General features: G+C 47.6%; 16 protein-coding genes. 4 read left to right on the forward strand and 12 right to left on the reverse strand.

Features of this window, described 5'->3' with window-relative positions:
- Positions 1–2: 2 nt before the first annotated feature.
- Both ABV409_RS07900 and ggt read right to left on the reverse strand, forming a co-directional pair.
- Entirely contained in the window at positions 3–1,397 is a 1,395-nt protein-coding gene (locus ABV409_RS07900; protein ID WP_353877038.1) for a YfcC family protein, read from the reverse strand.
- A gap of 65 nt (positions 1,398–1,462) precedes the next feature.
- Positions 1,463–3,160, reverse strand: a complete 1,698-nt coding sequence (gene ggt, locus ABV409_RS07905; RefSeq protein WP_353877039.1) for a gamma-glutamyltransferase — start codon at positions 3,158–3,160, stop codon at positions 1,463–1,465.
- A 138-nt stretch (positions 3,161–3,298) separates the two neighbouring features.
- On the opposite strand from ggt, the gene ABV409_RS07910 reads away from it, so the two are divergent.
- A complete protein-coding gene (locus tag ABV409_RS07910) occupies positions 3,299–4,687 on the forward strand; it encodes an SH3 domain-containing C40 family peptidase (protein WP_353877040.1) in 1,389 nt (462 codons plus the stop codon).
- Between the two features lie 58 nt (positions 4,688–4,745).
- Here ABV409_RS07910 and ABV409_RS07915 read toward each other — a convergent pair whose 3' ends face one another.
- The 9 genes from ABV409_RS07915 to ABV409_RS07955 all read right to left on the reverse strand — a co-directional run bounded on the left by ABV409_RS07915 (position 4,746) and on the right by ABV409_RS07955 (position 13,031).
- Positions 4,746–5,300: a type 1 periplasmic binding fold superfamily protein gene (locus tag ABV409_RS07915; RefSeq protein WP_353877041.1), complete on the reverse strand. Its 555-nt coding sequence runs from the start codon at positions 5,298–5,300 to the stop codon at positions 4,746–4,748.
- A gap of 22 nt (positions 5,301–5,322) precedes the next feature.
- On the reverse strand, positions 5,323–7,719 hold the full coding sequence (locus ABV409_RS07920; protein WP_353877042.1) for a TonB-dependent receptor: 2,397 nt from the start codon (positions 7,717–7,719) through the stop codon (positions 5,323–5,325).
- A gap of 60 nt (positions 7,720–7,779) precedes the next feature.
- Positions 7,780–8,127: a hypothetical protein gene (locus ABV409_RS07925; RefSeq protein WP_353877043.1), complete on the reverse strand. Its 348-nt coding sequence runs from the start codon at positions 8,125–8,127 to the stop codon at positions 7,780–7,782.
- Between the two features lie 5 nt (positions 8,128–8,132).
- Positions 8,133–8,648 carry a DUF6787 family protein gene (locus ABV409_RS07930; protein WP_353877044.1) on the reverse strand — a complete coding sequence of 172 codons (516 nt, stop codon included), beginning with the start codon at positions 8,646–8,648 and terminating at the stop codon, positions 8,133–8,135.
- 31 nt (positions 8,649–8,679) lie between these two features.
- Entirely contained in the window at positions 8,680–9,084 is a 405-nt protein-coding gene (locus ABV409_RS07935; RefSeq protein WP_353877045.1) for a DUF6146 family protein, read from the reverse strand.
- 115 nt (positions 9,085–9,199) lie between these two features.
- Positions 9,200–9,841: a DUF937 domain-containing protein gene (locus ABV409_RS07940; protein ID WP_353877046.1), complete on the reverse strand. Its 642-nt coding sequence runs from the start codon at positions 9,839–9,841 to the stop codon at positions 9,200–9,202.
- 76 nt (positions 9,842–9,917) lie between these two features.
- The gene (locus tag ABV409_RS07945) at positions 9,918–10,868 is read right to left on the reverse strand and encodes a D-2-hydroxyacid dehydrogenase (protein ID WP_353877047.1); all 951 of its coding nucleotides are present in this window, start codon (positions 10,866–10,868) and stop codon (positions 9,918–9,920) included.
- Between the two features lie 2 nt (positions 10,869–10,870).
- Entirely contained in the window at positions 10,871–11,935 is a 1,065-nt protein-coding gene (gene serC / locus ABV409_RS07950) for a 3-phosphoserine/phosphohydroxythreonine transaminase (protein WP_353877048.1), read from the reverse strand.
- Positions 11,936–11,984: 49 nt separating this feature from the next.
- The gene (locus ABV409_RS07955; RefSeq protein WP_353877049.1) at positions 11,985–13,031 is read right to left on the reverse strand and encodes an acyl-CoA reductase; all 1,047 of its coding nucleotides are present in this window, start codon (positions 13,029–13,031) and stop codon (positions 11,985–11,987) included.
- Positions 13,032–13,097: 66 nt separating this feature from the next.
- On the opposite strand from ABV409_RS07955, the gene ABV409_RS07960 reads away from it, so the two are divergent.
- Positions 13,098–13,451, forward strand: coding sequence for a 4Fe-4S dicluster domain-containing protein (locus ABV409_RS07960; RefSeq protein WP_353877050.1), 354 nt, complete (start codon positions 13,098–13,100; stop codon positions 13,449–13,451).
- Here ABV409_RS07960 and ABV409_RS07965 read toward each other — a convergent pair.
- Positions 13,448–14,230 carry an agmatinase family protein gene (locus ABV409_RS07965; RefSeq protein WP_353877051.1) on the reverse strand — a complete coding sequence of 261 codons (783 nt, stop codon included), beginning with the start codon at positions 14,228–14,230 and terminating at the stop codon, positions 13,448–13,450. The genes ABV409_RS07960 and ABV409_RS07965 overlap by 4 nt on opposite strands.
- Positions 14,231–14,285: 55 nt before the next feature.
- On the opposite strand from ABV409_RS07965, the gene ABV409_RS07970 reads away from it, so the two are divergent.
- Together ABV409_RS07970 and ychF are read left to right on the forward strand one after the other, a co-directional pair.
- Entirely contained in the window at positions 14,286–14,414 is a 129-nt protein-coding gene (locus ABV409_RS07970) for a hypothetical protein (RefSeq protein WP_353877052.1), read from the forward strand.
- 60 nt (positions 14,415–14,474) lie between these two features.
- A complete protein-coding gene (gene ychF / locus ABV409_RS07975; RefSeq protein WP_353877053.1) occupies positions 14,475–15,569 on the forward strand; it encodes a redox-regulated ATPase YchF in 1,095 nt (364 codons plus the stop codon).
- Positions 15,570–15,628: the final 59 nt, after the last annotated feature.

Here is a 15,628-nt window from a genome sequence, read left to right on the forward strand (position 1 = left end):
GATTAGCTGTAATTTATGGTTACTGCTACGATCAAGGCCAAAAAGGCCAAGGCGAGCAAACCGATCAATACCGGAAATATAAAACGGATCCAACGATCAATAGGGACACGACACATGCCCAACATGGCAATGAGTCCCCCAAGGGTGGGATTGACCAGATTCGACAGGCCATCCCCGATCTGAAAGGCCAAGATGGTAATCTGCCGTGTCAATCCAAGGGTTTCACCCAATGGCAGCATTACGGGTAGTGTCGCCAAGGCCTGTCCGCTGCCCGATGGAATGAAAAAGTTGATGATGGATTGCGAAATCGACATGCTGATGGCGGAAGCGTACAAAGGAAGCCCCTCCAAGACCGAAGCGAGTTGGTACGAAATCGTATCCCCGATATTCCCCATTTCCATCAGCACTTTGATCGAGGTGGCAAAGCCTACCATAAACGCCCCAGGAGCAGCCAAGCCTACGGCTTTCAATAAGGTTTCACTCATGGTCGTGGCGCTCATCCTGGAAACCAGACCGCAAAGCAAGGCCACCATTAAAAAGAGGGCCGAGAGTTCGTTGATATACCAGTGTAGATTGAATACCCCGTATAGGATGACTAGGAGCCCAATCAAAAAAATACCGATAACCATCCAGTTATTTCGACTTAACCCATAGTCGCTTATGGATTTGGAAAGGGCCAAATTGTCGGTATTCAACCCTTTGCCCAAACTCTTTTCGGGATCTGTCGTGATTTTTTTAAAATAGCGCACATTGTAAAAGGCCATAATGCATAAAGCCAAAAAACAGAGTGTTGATCGTAGGGCCGCCCCTGAAAACATGGGTAGCTCGGCTAATTTATGACCAGTACCGACCGTGTAGGCGTTAATCGGCGATAGGCCGAAGCCAATAGTCATGGCGCCCACTGAAATGCCGGCGGCAAGTACCAGGTCTCCACCCAGTGCCAAACTCAAAACCGCGGCGATCGGTACCATGGCGATATTGTTCTCATAACCAACGGCTACCCCGAGCAAGCCATAGATAAAAGTCATAATGACAATGATCAAATACTTTCGTTCTTGCCCTAATTTTTTAACCAAGGTACCCACCGCATTTTCAACGGCCTTTGATTTTTCCATAAACCCGAACATGATGCCCCCGGCCAGAACGATAAAGATGATTTCAGCGGCGGCCTTGAAACCAAGGGGAATGGCCTTGAACATATCCAAAAGACCGATAGGGGTAGCGGGTATGGTTTCATAGGAATTAGGCACCACTACATTCCTTCCGTCTACCAAAACCCGTTCATAGATACCTGCGGGAAGGATATACGTCAAAACGGATACCAAAACGATGATACCAAAGAGCATGGTAATGGCATGGGGGATTCGTTCAAAAAGTGAGGTGTGTTTGGACTTCAACTCGCTATGTGGAATTTTGATCGGAAGTTACTATTTTATTTTAGGGATGAATTGTTTCAATTCAATCAATATCCAGCCGCCTGACCGTCTTTGCGACTTTCAGAAGCACCGTGGTATACTTTGTTTTCATCGTCCCAAAGAATGGCTTGGTATCCCCCATAAATTCCCCTAGCCGTGCCGATGCGATGGCCTTTGTCCATCAAGCCACGTAGGGTGGAGTATGGAATGCCTGATTCGGTTCGGATGAGCCCTGTATTTTCCGTCGTACGTCCCATCGGACTAGCTCCACCAGTATGGTCCCATCGCGGGGCATCACCCGCTTCTTGGATGTTCATGCCGAAGTCGACCAGGTTCATGACGATTTGCGTGTGTCCCATCGGTTGGAAATCACCTCCCATTACCCCAAAACTGACAAAGGGCTTTCCGTCTTTGGTAACAAAGGCAGGAATGATGGTATGAAACGGTCTCTTCTTGGGTTCATAGGTGTTCGCTTGACCGCGTTTCAGGCTGAAAAGCTCTCCGCGATCCTGCAACATAAAGCCCAATTTCGGTGGTGCCATTCCGGACCCCATGCCGCGATAATTGCTTTGTATCAAGGATATCATGGTTCCTTCTTTGTCGGCCACGGTCATATAGATGGTTTCCCCGGCAGAAATCGCTCCGGCCGAATAGGTACCGGCACGTTCACCGATCAATTCCCTTCGTTTTGCCGAATACGCATCGGATAACAGTTCTTCGACCGGCACATCGAAAAAGTCCATATCGGCGTAGTATTTGGCCCGATCCTCGAAGGCCAACTTTTTGGCTTCCGTGAACAAATGCAAGTGTTCGGCGCTGCCGAAATCAATGTTTGAAAAATCATATCCCTCTAGGATTTGTAGCATTTGCAGGGCCGCTATACCTTGACCATTGGGTGGTAATTCCCAAACATCATAACCCCGGTAGTTGATCGAAACGGGTTCGACCCATTCCGATTTGTGATCGGCGAGATCCTCGGCCGATAAAAACCCACCTTGCTCCTTGATGAAGTCACCGATTACTTTGGCGATTTCCCCCTTATAAAAGGCATCACGACCGCCCTGGGCGATTTTTTTGTAGGTATTGGCGAGGTAGGGGTTTTTATAGATTTCACCCTCATTAGGAAGTTTGCCTCCGTTTTGGGTCTTGTAGGTGTCTTCTATATTCGGAAAGCCCTTTGATTCAAAAAAGGGAACCGTACGTTGTATGTACCAAGCGATCAATTCAGTCAACGGAAAGCCTGTTTCTGCGTAGTTTATGGCAGGGGCTAGGATATCGGTCATGGGTTTCGACCCGAATTTGCCATGGAGCTCGAACCAACCGTCAACGGCACCCGGAACACTGACCGGTAGCGGTCCGTGCGATGGGATCTTAGACATTCCGGCATCCTCGAAATATGATAATTCCAAGTCTTGCGGTGAACGACCACTGGCATTTAACCCATATAATTTTTGCGATTTGGCATCCCAAACAATAGCGAACAGGTCTCCACCGATTCCACAGCCGGTTGGCTCCATCAACCCAAGTGCTGCATTCGCCGCAATGGCCGCATCTATGGCGTTCCCCCCATTTTTCAGCATTTCCAATCCGATTTGGGTGGCCAAGGGATGACTGGTGGCTACCATACCGTTTTGCCCTAAGACAACGGAACGGGTGGCGAAAGCTTCACCGGTAATCCGATCTTGGGCCAAGGTCGAGGTGGTTAGTAAAATAAGGCAGGCTAGGAGTCGTAAACGGGTATTCATAGTTTGCATTTTAACGGTACCCAAGGTACGAAATTTGTTAGGGGTTCGTGAACGCTGCCCGTTATGATGATATTCACCCAAAGAAATTTGAAATGTGGACTTTTAACCCTAATTTCATTCGCAAACCCACTTTAACGAATGAAATTGAAAGCATGGTTTTTCAGTCTGTTTCTCAGCGTGCTCTTCTTCTCTTGTGGCCAAGGGGTATCGGAGGCAATATCCATTGAAATCGAAACCTTCACCCCCGGGGAGTTGGTCTATCCGGAAGACCTCGTTCCCATCCCGGATGGGGAGCGCGAGGAGTTCCTCAAAAACTTTTTCGTCCCCTGGGACCAGGAGGCGGAACGTCTGGTGTCAGCACTTGATTCCTTTCCGGGAAAGGACATGGGTTATTTGGAAAAGTATCGCACCGACTCGGGTTGGTATGGGGAAAACAAAAAAACCCATGACCCGTCGCAACGGGAAGCACTCGTTGAAAATAGCGATACCGCAACATTTCCGAATTTTTTGCACAAGGGCATCGTTTACTCCCACACCGATCTACGCAGGATTCCATCAGAACGCCCGGGTTTCGATACCTATGGAAAAGCCGGCGAAGGATTTCCTTTTGATTATTTTCAGGAAACCAACCTATGGGCAAATACCCCCTTGCAACTGTTGCACCGCACCAAAGACGGACAATGGTGTTATGTCATCAGTCCGTACTACAAGGGATGGGTCCCTATGAAGGCTATCGGCATCGTCGATCAACATTTTCGACAAGAATGGAAAACAGGGTCATATGCCATGCCGGTAAGCGATCAGATCGACCTTCTCGATACGGATTCGTTTTATGCCTTAGAAGCCAAAATGGGAATGGTATTGCCCTTTCGCCCCTCTAAAAATCCGAATACGGTCAAAGCCTTTTATGTCAACACCGATGCCGATCAAACCGCCGTTAAGCTAGAGGCCGAAGTCGAAAAGAAACATCTTGCATTTGACGGTTATGGATTTGATGCTGATCATTTGAAAGTTTTGATATCGGATTTGGAAGGGAAACCCTATGGTTGGGGCGGTAATCTTCAGAATAGGGATTGTTCATCGATGATCCGCGACCTTATGGCTACTTTTATGGTCTGGTTGCCCCGCGATTCCAAAGACCAGATCGAGGTAGGCAAGCGACATGAGTTGACGGGATCCATTTCCGAGAAAATCGAGATCATCAAAGCACATGGCATCCCATTTCGTACTATTTTAAGGAAAAAGGGACATAACATGCTCTATGTGGGCGAAGCGCCCAATGGAGACCCCTTGATATTCCATGCGATTTGGGGCCTGAAGACTTCCTACGATGACCAGGAATTGGGTGTCAAATTAGGCCAGTATCCAATCGAAGGCTTACACCTTACCGAAGATGGTAAGCTGAATGGCCGCCATATCATCGGAAAAGCCGTAATCACCTCGGTCAATGCCGGAGCGGGCTATCCAGGAATTACCGTACCCCTGGTTGAGGAAATCTACGCCATGACGACGATTCTTGAAGAATAACACCAAAAAAAAGGGACGGTAAAACCGCCCCTGTTGGTAAAGTATGTATGGCTTATGCTTATTGCACGGTCAATGTAAAGGTCTCCGTAATATCCGTCTCACCACCAGCGTCGGCCAAGGTACCGTCATTCGGTTTTTTAGGTTCGTGACGTAGCGTGATCGTAATTGAAGCGGAACCTGCGGTGGTTGTTGCCATGGTGAACGCCAATCCCAAAGGGTTACCATCGCCATCCGCATCACCGTAAAGGACATTGCTGATCGACCCAGTGGTCTCGAAAAAGAACTGGTGTTCATCATCTTCTTCTGCTACTTCCAAGGTAATGTTTTCAGCAGGGGATTCAGTCTCGTTCAGCAGCACGATCGCTCCTGCATAGGTGGTATTCCCCGCTAATGCACCGGATACGGTCACTTCTGGCGCGTTCGGTCCATCACCATCAAGGTCTTGGGTCTGTAAAGTGATCGTATCACCACCACCTTGGGGAACCAAAGTAACGGTCATGGTCGTAATTACTTCTTCTTCATTGACTTCTTCCGGAGTGTCATCGTCATCGGAACAAGCGGTAAACAACAATCCGCTTAGAGCGAAAAGTGATAATAATTTGATTGTTTTCATAACAGAAATTAGGGTTTAAAGATTAATAATTGAGTTTTAATTGTAAAATGATATTTCGACCCAAATCATCAGCGAAATAGCGTTGACGATTGAGGTATTCGCGGTATCGCGTATCCAAAAGATTATTGACGATCAAGCTGGTGGCAAGGGTGGTACGCCCTAAGTCAAATTCCATTTTTGACCGCAAGTTCAACAAATGGTAGGCTTCAGGTGCGTTGTTGATTTCCAAGAGCACTTCTTGTTGATCCAAAGGGGAGAACACTGAAAAATTCGGCGGCACCTCATTTTGTTCGAAAACATATTGGCTTTGAAGTGCGACTTCAAGGCCATTCCAAGCGGGTTTTCGAAATATTAAGGTATTCGAGAGGTTTGCTGCTGGAATATTAATCAACGCTAAATCCGAATCGATGTCCTTTCCTTTGACCAGGGAGAACTGATGTTCCGAACGCCACATTTCCGAAAAATTGGCATAGGCGTTGAAATCCACACCTAGGATCCGTACATCGGTTTGCCGATAGCTCCAAACCGGAAATGCCCCACGAATGTTCAACTCGACACCTGTGGGCTCTAATAAGATAAAATCGTTGACCAAGTTGAGATAGGGCTCGAAGGATACGCCCCATCTAGACCCATCATAGCGATAGGTTAGGCTTAACTTATGCGATGTTTCACTATCGATTCGAAGATCTCCCAATTCGATCCTTGCCGCTGAGTGATGCAGCCCGTCACTGAACAGTTCGGAAGGATTGGGCGCCCTTTGCGCCAAGGCATAATTGAATTTGAGCCCTTCTGAATTGCTGGGAGCATAGTGAAAACCTAGGGTTGCGGAAATGTTGTTGTAATCGAATTTCGGGTTCGTAAGCAGTTGGGTACCACGATCCTCGAGGACCAATTCAGGGAATTCCACATCATAACCCCGCTCTTCCCAACGTGTCGTTTGGTAGAATTTCAAGGCATCTATACGGGTAAAATCGAATCGGACACCGGCATCGAATGTCCAAGAATCGTTCCAACGGTATTCACCGATCAGGAAGGCCCCAAGGTCGAATTTTTCATAATCGGGGATCAACCTCCGGACACCCGTGGCAGGACTAGCGAAATTATCTTGGTATCTGCCCATTAGCCCAACTTGTAACTGATGCCTCTCACCACTGTCCCATTTGAAATCCGTATTGATGGTGTGGGTTTTCAGTTCAAGGTCTAAAGACGCCTGGTCATCACGGTCGCCGCGCCTTACATCGAATTCCAATCGCCTGTTATTTTGGAAATCATATTGTACGGTCCATTTGCCCAAACCTTCAAAACGTTTATAAGCCAGTAATTTGCCGAGGTGGTGGGTTACTTGCTGTCTAGGATTGGTAATGTCATAAGTGAACGGTCGAATAATCAATGGCTCGCCGCTATTGATCCCTCGTATCAAATCATCCACGTTTCCTATATGGGAAGCCCTTAAAATTGCAATTTCAGCGTCGTAGTATGAATATTTACCGGTAATGCCCCATTCAAAAATCCGTTTCCCGAATTCGATGGAAGCCCCGAGTTCTTCGATTCCCGTATTTGATAAGACATAATCCGGTGCTTTTTGATCACCCAACCGCTTAAACGACCCTTGGGCCCTGACAAAGACACCTGAGCTATACACTTTGGTCAATTCTGAGCTTAGGTTGGCTCCACTACCATTGGATACGCCATTGATCAACGTCCTTCCGAATAGGGTATCCCTTGCCGGGAATTTTTGCGGTTCCAAAATGATGGTTCCCCCAATTGCATCTCCACCATATTGCAGGGCAGAGGCCCCTTTGACCACCGCAATGGAACTTGCTGAATTAATGTCGATGTTCGGGGCGTGTTCCTCGCCCCATTCCATATCCTGCATGCGAACCCCATCGTTCAAAATCAATACCCGACTGCCGTTCAGTCCATGTATAGCAGGTTTGACGATGTTCGCTCCAGTTGATAAAGTGTTGATTCCTGAAAGCTGTTTTAGGGCATTTCCCAAGCTAGCTGTGCTGTATGTTTCCAGAGTCGTTTTATCCAAGACCACTTCTTGTGCCGAATTGGTCTTTTCAAATACCACATCGCCAACAACCTGGACTTCTTCCAACTCTTCCAAATGATGCTCTAGGGAGATGTTAAGATTCGTATTCCCGGCTACACGGATTGGGACCAAGATAGTCGTACATGAAGGATGGGAGACCTCAAGCTGATAGGAGCCATCACAAATGTTCGGAAAAACATAGTTTCCGTTTACATCCGATGTTACCTCGATTTCGGAGCCGACGAGCAGTAAGGCAGCGCCTTCCAAAATGGTACCATCATGAAAGTCGATGACCTTACCGGACAAGTTACTGGTGCAATCCTGCGCCATGGTATGTATGGGTATGCCGAAGAACAGCATACTTAAAATAAAATGTCTCATTTAGAAAAAATATTCCCTTGAAAGTGTTTTAAGGGAGGATGCTCTGTTTCTGAATCTCAGTCAAACAGAATAGGGTGGGGGTCTTGTACAAAAACTCCCCAAAACCGAAGATTCAATGGCCAAAGGTTCCATTTCAAAATCTTGGGATTGAAATAGCCAAGATTTATTGGCAACAGGCAAATCAATTCCGATTGCTGATTCAAGATCGGAACTTTGTAACATTAAAGCTTGCTCACAGTCGTCGCAATGCTCAATGTTTTCTGTTTCATCTTGATGGTCGTAGACATGGAAGGCCGATACTTTGAATAGCATCAAAGCAAGTAGGACTAGTGCAGTAAGAAGTTTTCGAACTTCCATAAGCTGCAAAACTAACTTTTTTGCCAGAACCGGATGTGTTAAGGAAATCATAATGTTTAACGGAACAGAAAGCCCAATCCCATGCGTTTCAGCATTTTCTTTTCAAAGGCCCAAAAAAAAGAAAATTGTCCGAATAACCAGCCAAAACAAACTAGCAATATTTGATAAATCGGTAGAATGATGAAAATCCGAATAGGCCAGTACAACCAACCATTGGTAGTTTCAGGGTTCAGTCCGATTAGGTTCGTCAACGGCTGGGCCAATCGCGCCGAAATGCTCCCGGTTATAGCAAAAACAATGAAGATCACGATCATTTCCCATTTATGGGATACCACCCACTTATGTTCTAACTTCTTGAAGCACCACAAAAAGAACCGTTGGGCCATCCAATACCCCAAAAGGGTTATGGCTATGGTAAAAGGCCATTCATAAGGGGTATTGTTCCATTCAAAAAGATGCAGCAGTCTTCTGGCGATCATATAAGCCGTACCCAAAAGTAACAGGGCACCAAGAATCGGAAACACCAACTGCCAGTTCTTTTGGATTTCCCACCGTTTTTTGAGTCGTTCCATCGCTTTTAAAAATCGATGGCAAAACTACGGATTAAATTCGGGGTAAAAACGGTCCGAGGCGCTGATTGTACCGCCTTTGAAAATAGATGAAGTAATTGTACAATTGGTAGTTCACATCATACCCATAATCGATTTCAGGGTCGTAATTGATATTTACCTCGTATAATAAGGGGTCAAAACGTTGCGGTTCCAGAAACCTTCGGTTCCATTCCAACACATACAGATAGTTACGCTGTTCCAAAAAACGCTGTGAATAATAACCTTTGGGCTGGGCGATCTGGTTGAGCCAACGGTTAAAACCGATATCGATGATCACGATGTCGTATTCGCTTTCAGTCTCGGCGGTCTCGGTCGTGTCATCCGCCTCACCTTCAAAAATAGCCTGTTCTTCAGCGGAAATCTCCAATTCTTGGGCCAAGCCGGACAAAACGCCCATAAACAGGCAAATACCAAATAAAATATTGGGTAAGTAATTCTTTTTCATCACTTTAAAATACGAAAAAAGCCATTCGCTAGATGCAAATGGCTTGTTAAATCGTTTGAAAAACGGCTTATTTACCGAACAAACCGCCCAAAAGTCCGCCTAGGCCGCCTTTTTTCTGGCCACCACCGCTCAACACCATTCCTGCGAGGTCGTCGACGATACTGCCATCACCATCCGAATCCAAAAAAGTTTCGATCAATGATTGCTGTTTGTTGGCTTGGTTTCCACCACCGAGCAATCCACCGAGCAATCCGCTCATGGCATCAGGGCTTGACACCTGCTGTTGCCGGCTTTGCTTGCCTAAAAACCCGAGTAGGATCGGAGCGGCTACTTTTAAGATTTGTGCGATCGTATTGGCATCGACACCTGATTTTTGGCTCAATGCGTTCTCGACCATCGATTGCTTGCCCCCAAGGACATGCCCTAAGATACCTGCACCATCATCCATCACGGATTGATCGACACCTCCATTGAACAGTCCGCCCAAATCATCCAAAATGCTTCCATCGTGTTTGGAATTCAAGGCATTCAACAAACCTGACGCCCCATCGGGTGTAGCGGCATTCCGCTTCATGGCCCCCATGAGTACGGGCATGGCCATACTTAGGATATCGGCGGTTTTATTGGCCGACTGACCCGTTTGGCCCGCAACGCCACTAATCAATTGTTTGCCCATTGGGCTATCGAGTAATTCCAGTAATCCTGACATGTTTTAGTGTTTAGAATAGAATTCACAATGTACGAAAAAGAAGGAGGGAAAAACGAAAATCCCCTAGTTTTTCGGATCAATTCAAAAGGCTGATGATCTGCTCGGCCAATTCCAATCCGATCCGATCTTGGGCTTCTACCGTGGCCGCACCGATATGGGGGGTCAAGGAGATTTTCGGATGCATCAAAATCTGGATTTCAGGCGAGGGTTCCGATTCAAAGACATCCAATCCGGCAAAGCCGACCTTGCCACTGGACAGGGCCGCTACCAAAGCCACCTCGTCCATGGTGCCCCCACGGGCCGCATTGATGATGCCGACCCCATCTTTCATCTTTTCGAACTCCGCTTTCCCGATCACATAGTCCGATTGGGCGGGTACGTGCAAGGTGATGAAATCGGCCTCGGCCAAAAGGTCGTTCATGGAAACCGATTGCAGTTTGAAGGTGACCGATTGTCCGTCGAAAAAAGGCACGTCCAAAGCGACTTCCTCTTGCTGATGGTCACTGAAGACCACCTTCATTCCGATACCCAAGGCGATACGTGCCGTGGCTTGACCGATCCTTCCAAAACCGATGATGCCCAGGGTCTTGCCCCGGAGCTCCAATCCTTTTCCGTAGGATTTTTTTAATTTTTTGAATTGTTGATCACCTTCCAAAGGCATGTTGCGGTTGGCGTCATAGAGGTAGCGCACCCCGCCGAACAAATGGGCGAAGACCAATTCGGCCACTGACGAAGAGGAGGCAGCCGGAGTGTTGATGACATGCACGTCTTTCGACTTGGCATAATCGACATCGATATTGTCCATGCCCACTCCACCGCGGCCGATCAGACGCAACGAAGGACAAGCGTCGATCAGTGGTTTGCGCACCTCGGTCGCACTGCGGACCAAGAGGGCGATAATGTTATTCTCATTGATAAAGTTTGCCAGTTGTTCTTGGGCGACCGTTGTGGTCAAGACCTCAAAGCCCGATTGTTCCAAACTTTCCTTACCGGAATTCGAGATTCCGTCATTGGCCAAAATTTTCATGCTCATCCTTTTTTCTCCAATTCACTCATGATATCGACCAAAACACCTACACTTTCCAAGGAAAGGGCATTGTACATCGAGGCGCGATAGCCCCCGACCGAACGGTGGCCGTTGATGCCGTTGATGCCTGCTTCTTTGCACATGGCATCAAAGGTGTCTTTCAAGGTATCATCGGTAATGTTGAAGGTGGCGTTCATTGTTGATCGATCTTCTTTGGCAGCGAAACCGGAGAACACCGGATTCAAATCGATTTCGGAATAGATCAGACTGGCCTTCTTATCATTAATTTCCTCGATGGCGGCGATGCCCCCGAGATCCTTCAACCATTGCATGGTCAATAAAGACGTATAGACCGCGAAAACAGGCGGGGTATTGAACATGCTGTCCTTTCCGGCATGTACTTTATAACTCATCATGGATGGCACATTGTCGTTCATCGCTTCCAACAAGCTTTCTTTGACCACGACCAATACGGTACCGGCGGGGCCCATATTCTTTTGGGCGCCGGCATAGATCAAATCGAATTTCGAAAAATCCAATTGGCGCGAGAAGATATCCGAGCTCATATCGCAGATCACCGGAGCATCGGTCTGTGGAAACTCTTTGATCTGGGTGCCGAAAATGGTATTGTTGGAGGTTAAATGCAGATAGTCCAAGCCTTCGGGTACGGTATAGCCTTTGGGGATGAAATTATAGTTCTGTTCTTGGGAAGTGGCGACCTCAAGAATTTCACCGTAAAGCCTCGCCTCCTTGATGGCCTTTAGGCTCCAAGTACCCGTGTTGACATAGCCCGCACGTTTTTTCAGGAAATTCTGGGCGACCATCAAGAATTGGGTGCTGGCACCGCCTTGCAGGAATAGGGCGGTATAGCCTTTTCCTTCGAGCCCCATAAGTTCCAGAGCAAGACGCCTTGCTTCTTCCATGATCGCAACGAACTCTTTGCTTCGATGCGAAATTTCGATTAACGATAGTCCGATATCATCAAGTTCGATCACGGCCTCGGCCGCTTTTTTCATGACCTCTTTGGGAAGGATGCAGGGTCCTGCACTGAAATTGTGCTTTGTCATAGGTATAAAATTTGAAAGGCCAAAGTTCTAAAATTTTGGCGAATCCCCTTTATAAGCGTTTAAGAAAATCCAACGTATCGATTCCATCGGCATAGGCGTCTAGTTCCGGTACCTGGGTGTGCCCAAAGGCGATGCTATCGGGTAGCGTTCGACCCACCACGCATTGTAGGGCGTCGGCCGAAGCTTCGAGACGTTCTTCCAAATCAGCGACCGAAACGTAGTGTTCATAAAAGAGCGTACCGATGGGCGATCCAAAACCGTCATCGGCTTTCAACAATAAAAATCCATTGTCGCGCAGTTTGTATTCCGACATCAAGAATACGGCTTTGTTGTAGTCGTAATTGTTGGCATACTTGGCATGCTCCATGATATCCTGATAGTTGAAAACCGCTTTGAAAAAGGGTTCGAATCCATAATCCTTCGGTACGTACAATTTTGAAACGCTACGACACCCCAAGCCGAAATACCGAAAGATATCTTCCCCCAAACCGCTCAATTCTTCCTCGGTTTCGGTACCGTCAAGAACGGCCACCGAATTCCGGTTCTTGCGGATGATGTTGGGGTATTTTCCGAAATAATGCTCGAAATAACGGCCTGTGTTGGAACTGCCGGTGGCAATGGCGGCATCGAAATCGACCATACGTTCGGTAACGAATACCACCCGACCGGCCAGACGGTCATCAAAAGCGACCAATTGTTCCATCAGAAAGGGTATAAGCGCCGTATCGTTCGAGGCCATTTTCACCATGGCGTTATGCCCTGATAACAAGACGCAACACAGATCATGGAAACCAACGAGCGGTATGTTTCCCGCCATGATCAGGGCGACCCGTTTGGGTTGTTGGGGTGTTTTCAAATCATAGGGTTCGAGCCATTCTCTCAAACCTGCCTCGGTCAATAGGCTGCCCCAATGGCCTAAGGCATGAAGCAGGTTGGCCTGGGTAAACCAGCCGTTGAGTTGTTCGGCCTTGACCAATACTTCCAGCAAACGCTCTTGTTCGGGAGTCTTTGCCTCGCTGTTGTCAAAATCACAAGATTGCCTAAGGTAGGTACCTAGTTTAACAAAAGCTTTATAGAAGGGTCTTTCCGCTGCCATTATATTTGTATACCAATTAGGTAGGGTTTATTTTTGCGCAAAAGTACGCATTGAAAACAGAAAATTATGGCCATAATCATTACAGATGAGTGCATCAATTGTGGAGCTTGTGAACCGGAATGTCCGAATACGGCCATTTACGAAGGTGCGGATGAATGGCGATACAGCGACGGTACGTCCTTGAGCGGCGATGTCGTATTGCCCAGTGGCAAAGCGGTCAATGCCGATGATGTGCAAGTACCGATCAGTGATGAGATTTACTATATCGCCCCCGATAAGTGCACGGAATGTATGGGCTTTCATGAAGAACCGCAATGCGCAGCCGTTTGTCCGGTCGATTGTTGTGTTCCCGATGAGGATATCGTAGAGACGGAAGACGAATTATTGGGCAAGCAGCGCTTTATGCACCCCGACGGCTAAGACCGCCCCATTTTTACGGCAATTTCTTTTAAAAACTTCGCGCAAACCATGGCGGTAACGCCATTAACATCCCGTTTCGGATTGTATTCTACGATGTCGGCACCCAAAATGGGTACCGGTATTTGTTGAATGATATGCAACACCTCACGTGTGGTCAACCCACCCGGTTCATGATGTGATACGCCCGGTGCAAAGGCCGGATCCAAAGCATCGATATCCAAAGAGAGGTAAATGGGCTGTTGGTAGTCAGGCATCTTGAAATCGGTCAAGTCCTTCATCTCAACAATCGCTACCCCAAAGGTGGCCGCGGCATCCCGCTGTTCGGCGCCTAGGGTGCGAATGCCTACCTGGGTCAGGTTTTTGGCCAAGCCTTCTTTCATAATATTGTAAAACGGACAAGCATGGGAATACGGATCCCCTTCAAAATCGGCATAGAGGTCGCTATGGGCATCGATATGCAGGATCGAAGGAGGGCCATATTTCGCAGCGAAGGCCCTTAAAATTGGATAGCTGATCGAATGATCGCCACCCAAGGTCAGCAAGGGCCGATCGGCTTCCAAATTTTTGGCGGTAATCTCGGTGATATCAAAATAGGAATCGATCTCAAAATCCCCAGCATCTTCGAAATAGGTAGGGGGCACAAGCTCCCCGTTTTCGGCATAAAAATTCGCCGATGGCGATCGGTAGGCCTCGCGGATCAAGGGTGGGGCCGATGCGGGGCCTTGAAGGAAGGATGATTTTTCATCGTAAACGATTCCTTGGAGTGTGATTTTCGACATGGATTAAAGATACCGCAATTTGTGTAACCAAGGGGAAGGCGGTATCTTGCCGCCCATGGCGGAAACAGAACAAGAATACAAGGGTTTTTGGAAGAAATTAGGCTGTATCCTATCCGCCTTGGTCATGCTTTGCCTCTTGACCATCGTCTGTTTGGGCATCTATTTCTTCGTTAGTGGGCTTTAGGCCGCATCCATCCAGATTAGTGAAAACTTCAACTTATATTTGCAGCCTCAAAACCTAAAGATGAAAGCTGGAATTGTCGGTTTGCCCAATGTAGGAAAGTCTACTTTGTTCAATTGTTTGTCGAATGCCAAAGCCCAAAGTGCGAATTTCCCGTTTTGTACGATCGAACCCAATATCGGGGTGGTGAACGTGCCAGACAAGCGATTGGAGCAATTGGAATCCATGGTCGATCCAGAAAAGGTCATTCCTGCAACGGTTGAGATCGTCGATATCGCCGGTTTGGTGAAGGGGGCCAGCAAAGGGGAGGGGCTCGGCAACCAGTTCTTGGGCAACATTCGGGAGACCGATGCCATTTTGCATGTGTTGCGCTGTTTCGATAACGACAATGTCGTACACGTCGACGGTTCGGTGGATCCGATCCGTGATAAAGAGACCATCGATATCGAATTGCAGTTGAAGGATTTGGAGAGTGTCGAGAAAAAACTGGATAAGGTCAAGCGAGCGGCCAAGACCGGCAATAAGGATGCCTTGAAGGAAGCCGAAGTTTTGGAACGGTTGAAAGACGGTTTGGAGCAAGGCCGTTCGGTACGTGCCATAACCGTTGAGGCCGAAGATTACCTGGCCTTCGTTAAACCCCTGCAGTTGATTACCGATAAGCCCGTCATGTATGTCTGTAATGTCGATGAAGCCGCTGCTGTTGAGGGCAATGCCTATGTCGAGGCGGTCAAAAAAGCCGTTGCCGATGAAAAGGCCGAAGTGCTGTTTTTAGCGGTAGGTACCGAAGCCGATATCGCCGAATTGGAATCCTTTGAGGAACGTCAATTGTTTTTGGAGGATATGGGGCTTTCTGAACCCGGATCCTCAAAATTGATCCGAGGGGCGTATCGCCTGTTGGATTTGGAGACCTATTTCACCGCCGGCCCCAAAGAAGTCAGGGCATGGACGGTCGGAATCGGATCTACGGCCCCTCAGGCCGCCGGGGTCATCCACACCGATTTTGAAAAAGGGTTCATTAGGGCAGAGGTCATTTCTTTTCAGGATTATGTCGATCTAGGCAGTGAAGCCAAAGTCAAGGAAGCCGGTAAAATGCGTGTGGAAGGAAAAGAATATATCGTGCAAGATGGTGATATCATGCACTTTAGATTCAACGTATAGCGGCTGGACCTTGTAACCCCTTTTTTCATGGGATAAAAAGTCAGTTGCATCACCTTACC

The sequence above is a fragment of the Flagellimonas algarum genome (genome assembly GCF_040513375.1).
GTDB lineage: Bacteria > Bacteroidota > Bacteroidia > Flavobacteriales > Flavobacteriaceae > Flagellimonas_B > Flagellimonas_B algarum.

Coding starts and splice junctions, on each gene's coding strand:
- ggt (WP_353877039.1), bottom strand. CDS start 3,160: ATGAATACCCGTTTACGACTCCTAGCCTGCCTTATTTTACTAACCACC.
- ABV409_RS07910 (WP_353877040.1), top strand. CDS start 3,299: ATGAAATTGAAAGCATGGTTTTTCAGTCTGTTTCTCAGCGTGCTCTTC.
- ABV409_RS07915 (WP_353877041.1), bottom strand. CDS start 5,300: ATGAAAACAATCAAATTATTATCACTTTTCGCTCTAAGCGGATTGTTG.
- ABV409_RS07920 (WP_353877042.1), bottom strand. CDS start 7,719: ATGAGACATTTTATTTTAAGTATGCTGTTCTTCGGCATACCCATACAT.
- ABV409_RS07925 (WP_353877043.1), bottom strand. CDS start 8,127: ATGATTTCCTTAACACATCCGGTTCTGGCAAAAAAGTTAGTTTTGCAG.
- ABV409_RS07930 (WP_353877044.1), bottom strand. CDS start 8,648: ATGGAACGACTCAAAAAACGGTGGGAAATCCAAAAGAACTGGCAGTTG.
- ABV409_RS07935 (WP_353877045.1), bottom strand. CDS start 9,084: ATGGGCGTTTTGTCCGGCTTGGCCCAAGAATTGGAGATTTCCGCTGAA.
- ABV409_RS07940 (WP_353877046.1), bottom strand. CDS start 9,841: ATGTCAGGATTACTGGAATTACTCGATAGCCCAATGGGCAAACAATTG.
- ABV409_RS07945 (WP_353877047.1), bottom strand. CDS start 10,868: ATGAAAATTTTGGCCAATGACGGAATCTCGAATTCCGGTAAGGAAAGT.
- serC (WP_353877048.1), bottom strand. CDS start 11,935: ATGACAAAGCACAATTTCAGTGCAGGACCCTGCATCCTTCCCAAAGAG.
- ABV409_RS07955 (WP_353877049.1), bottom strand. CDS start 13,031: ATGGCAGCGGAAAGACCCTTCTATAAAGCTTTTGTTAAACTAGGTACC.
- ABV409_RS07960 (WP_353877050.1), top strand. CDS start 13,098: ATGGCCATAATCATTACAGATGAGTGCATCAATTGTGGAGCTTGTGAA.
- ABV409_RS07965 (WP_353877051.1), bottom strand. CDS start 14,230: ATGTCGAAAATCACACTCCAAGGAATCGTTTACGATGAAAAATCATCC.
- ABV409_RS07970 (WP_353877052.1), top strand. CDS start 14,286: ATGGCGGAAACAGAACAAGAATACAAGGGTTTTTGGAAGAAATTAGGC.
- ychF (WP_353877053.1), top strand. CDS start 14,475: ATGAAAGCTGGAATTGTCGGTTTGCCCAATGTAGGAAAGTCTACTTTG.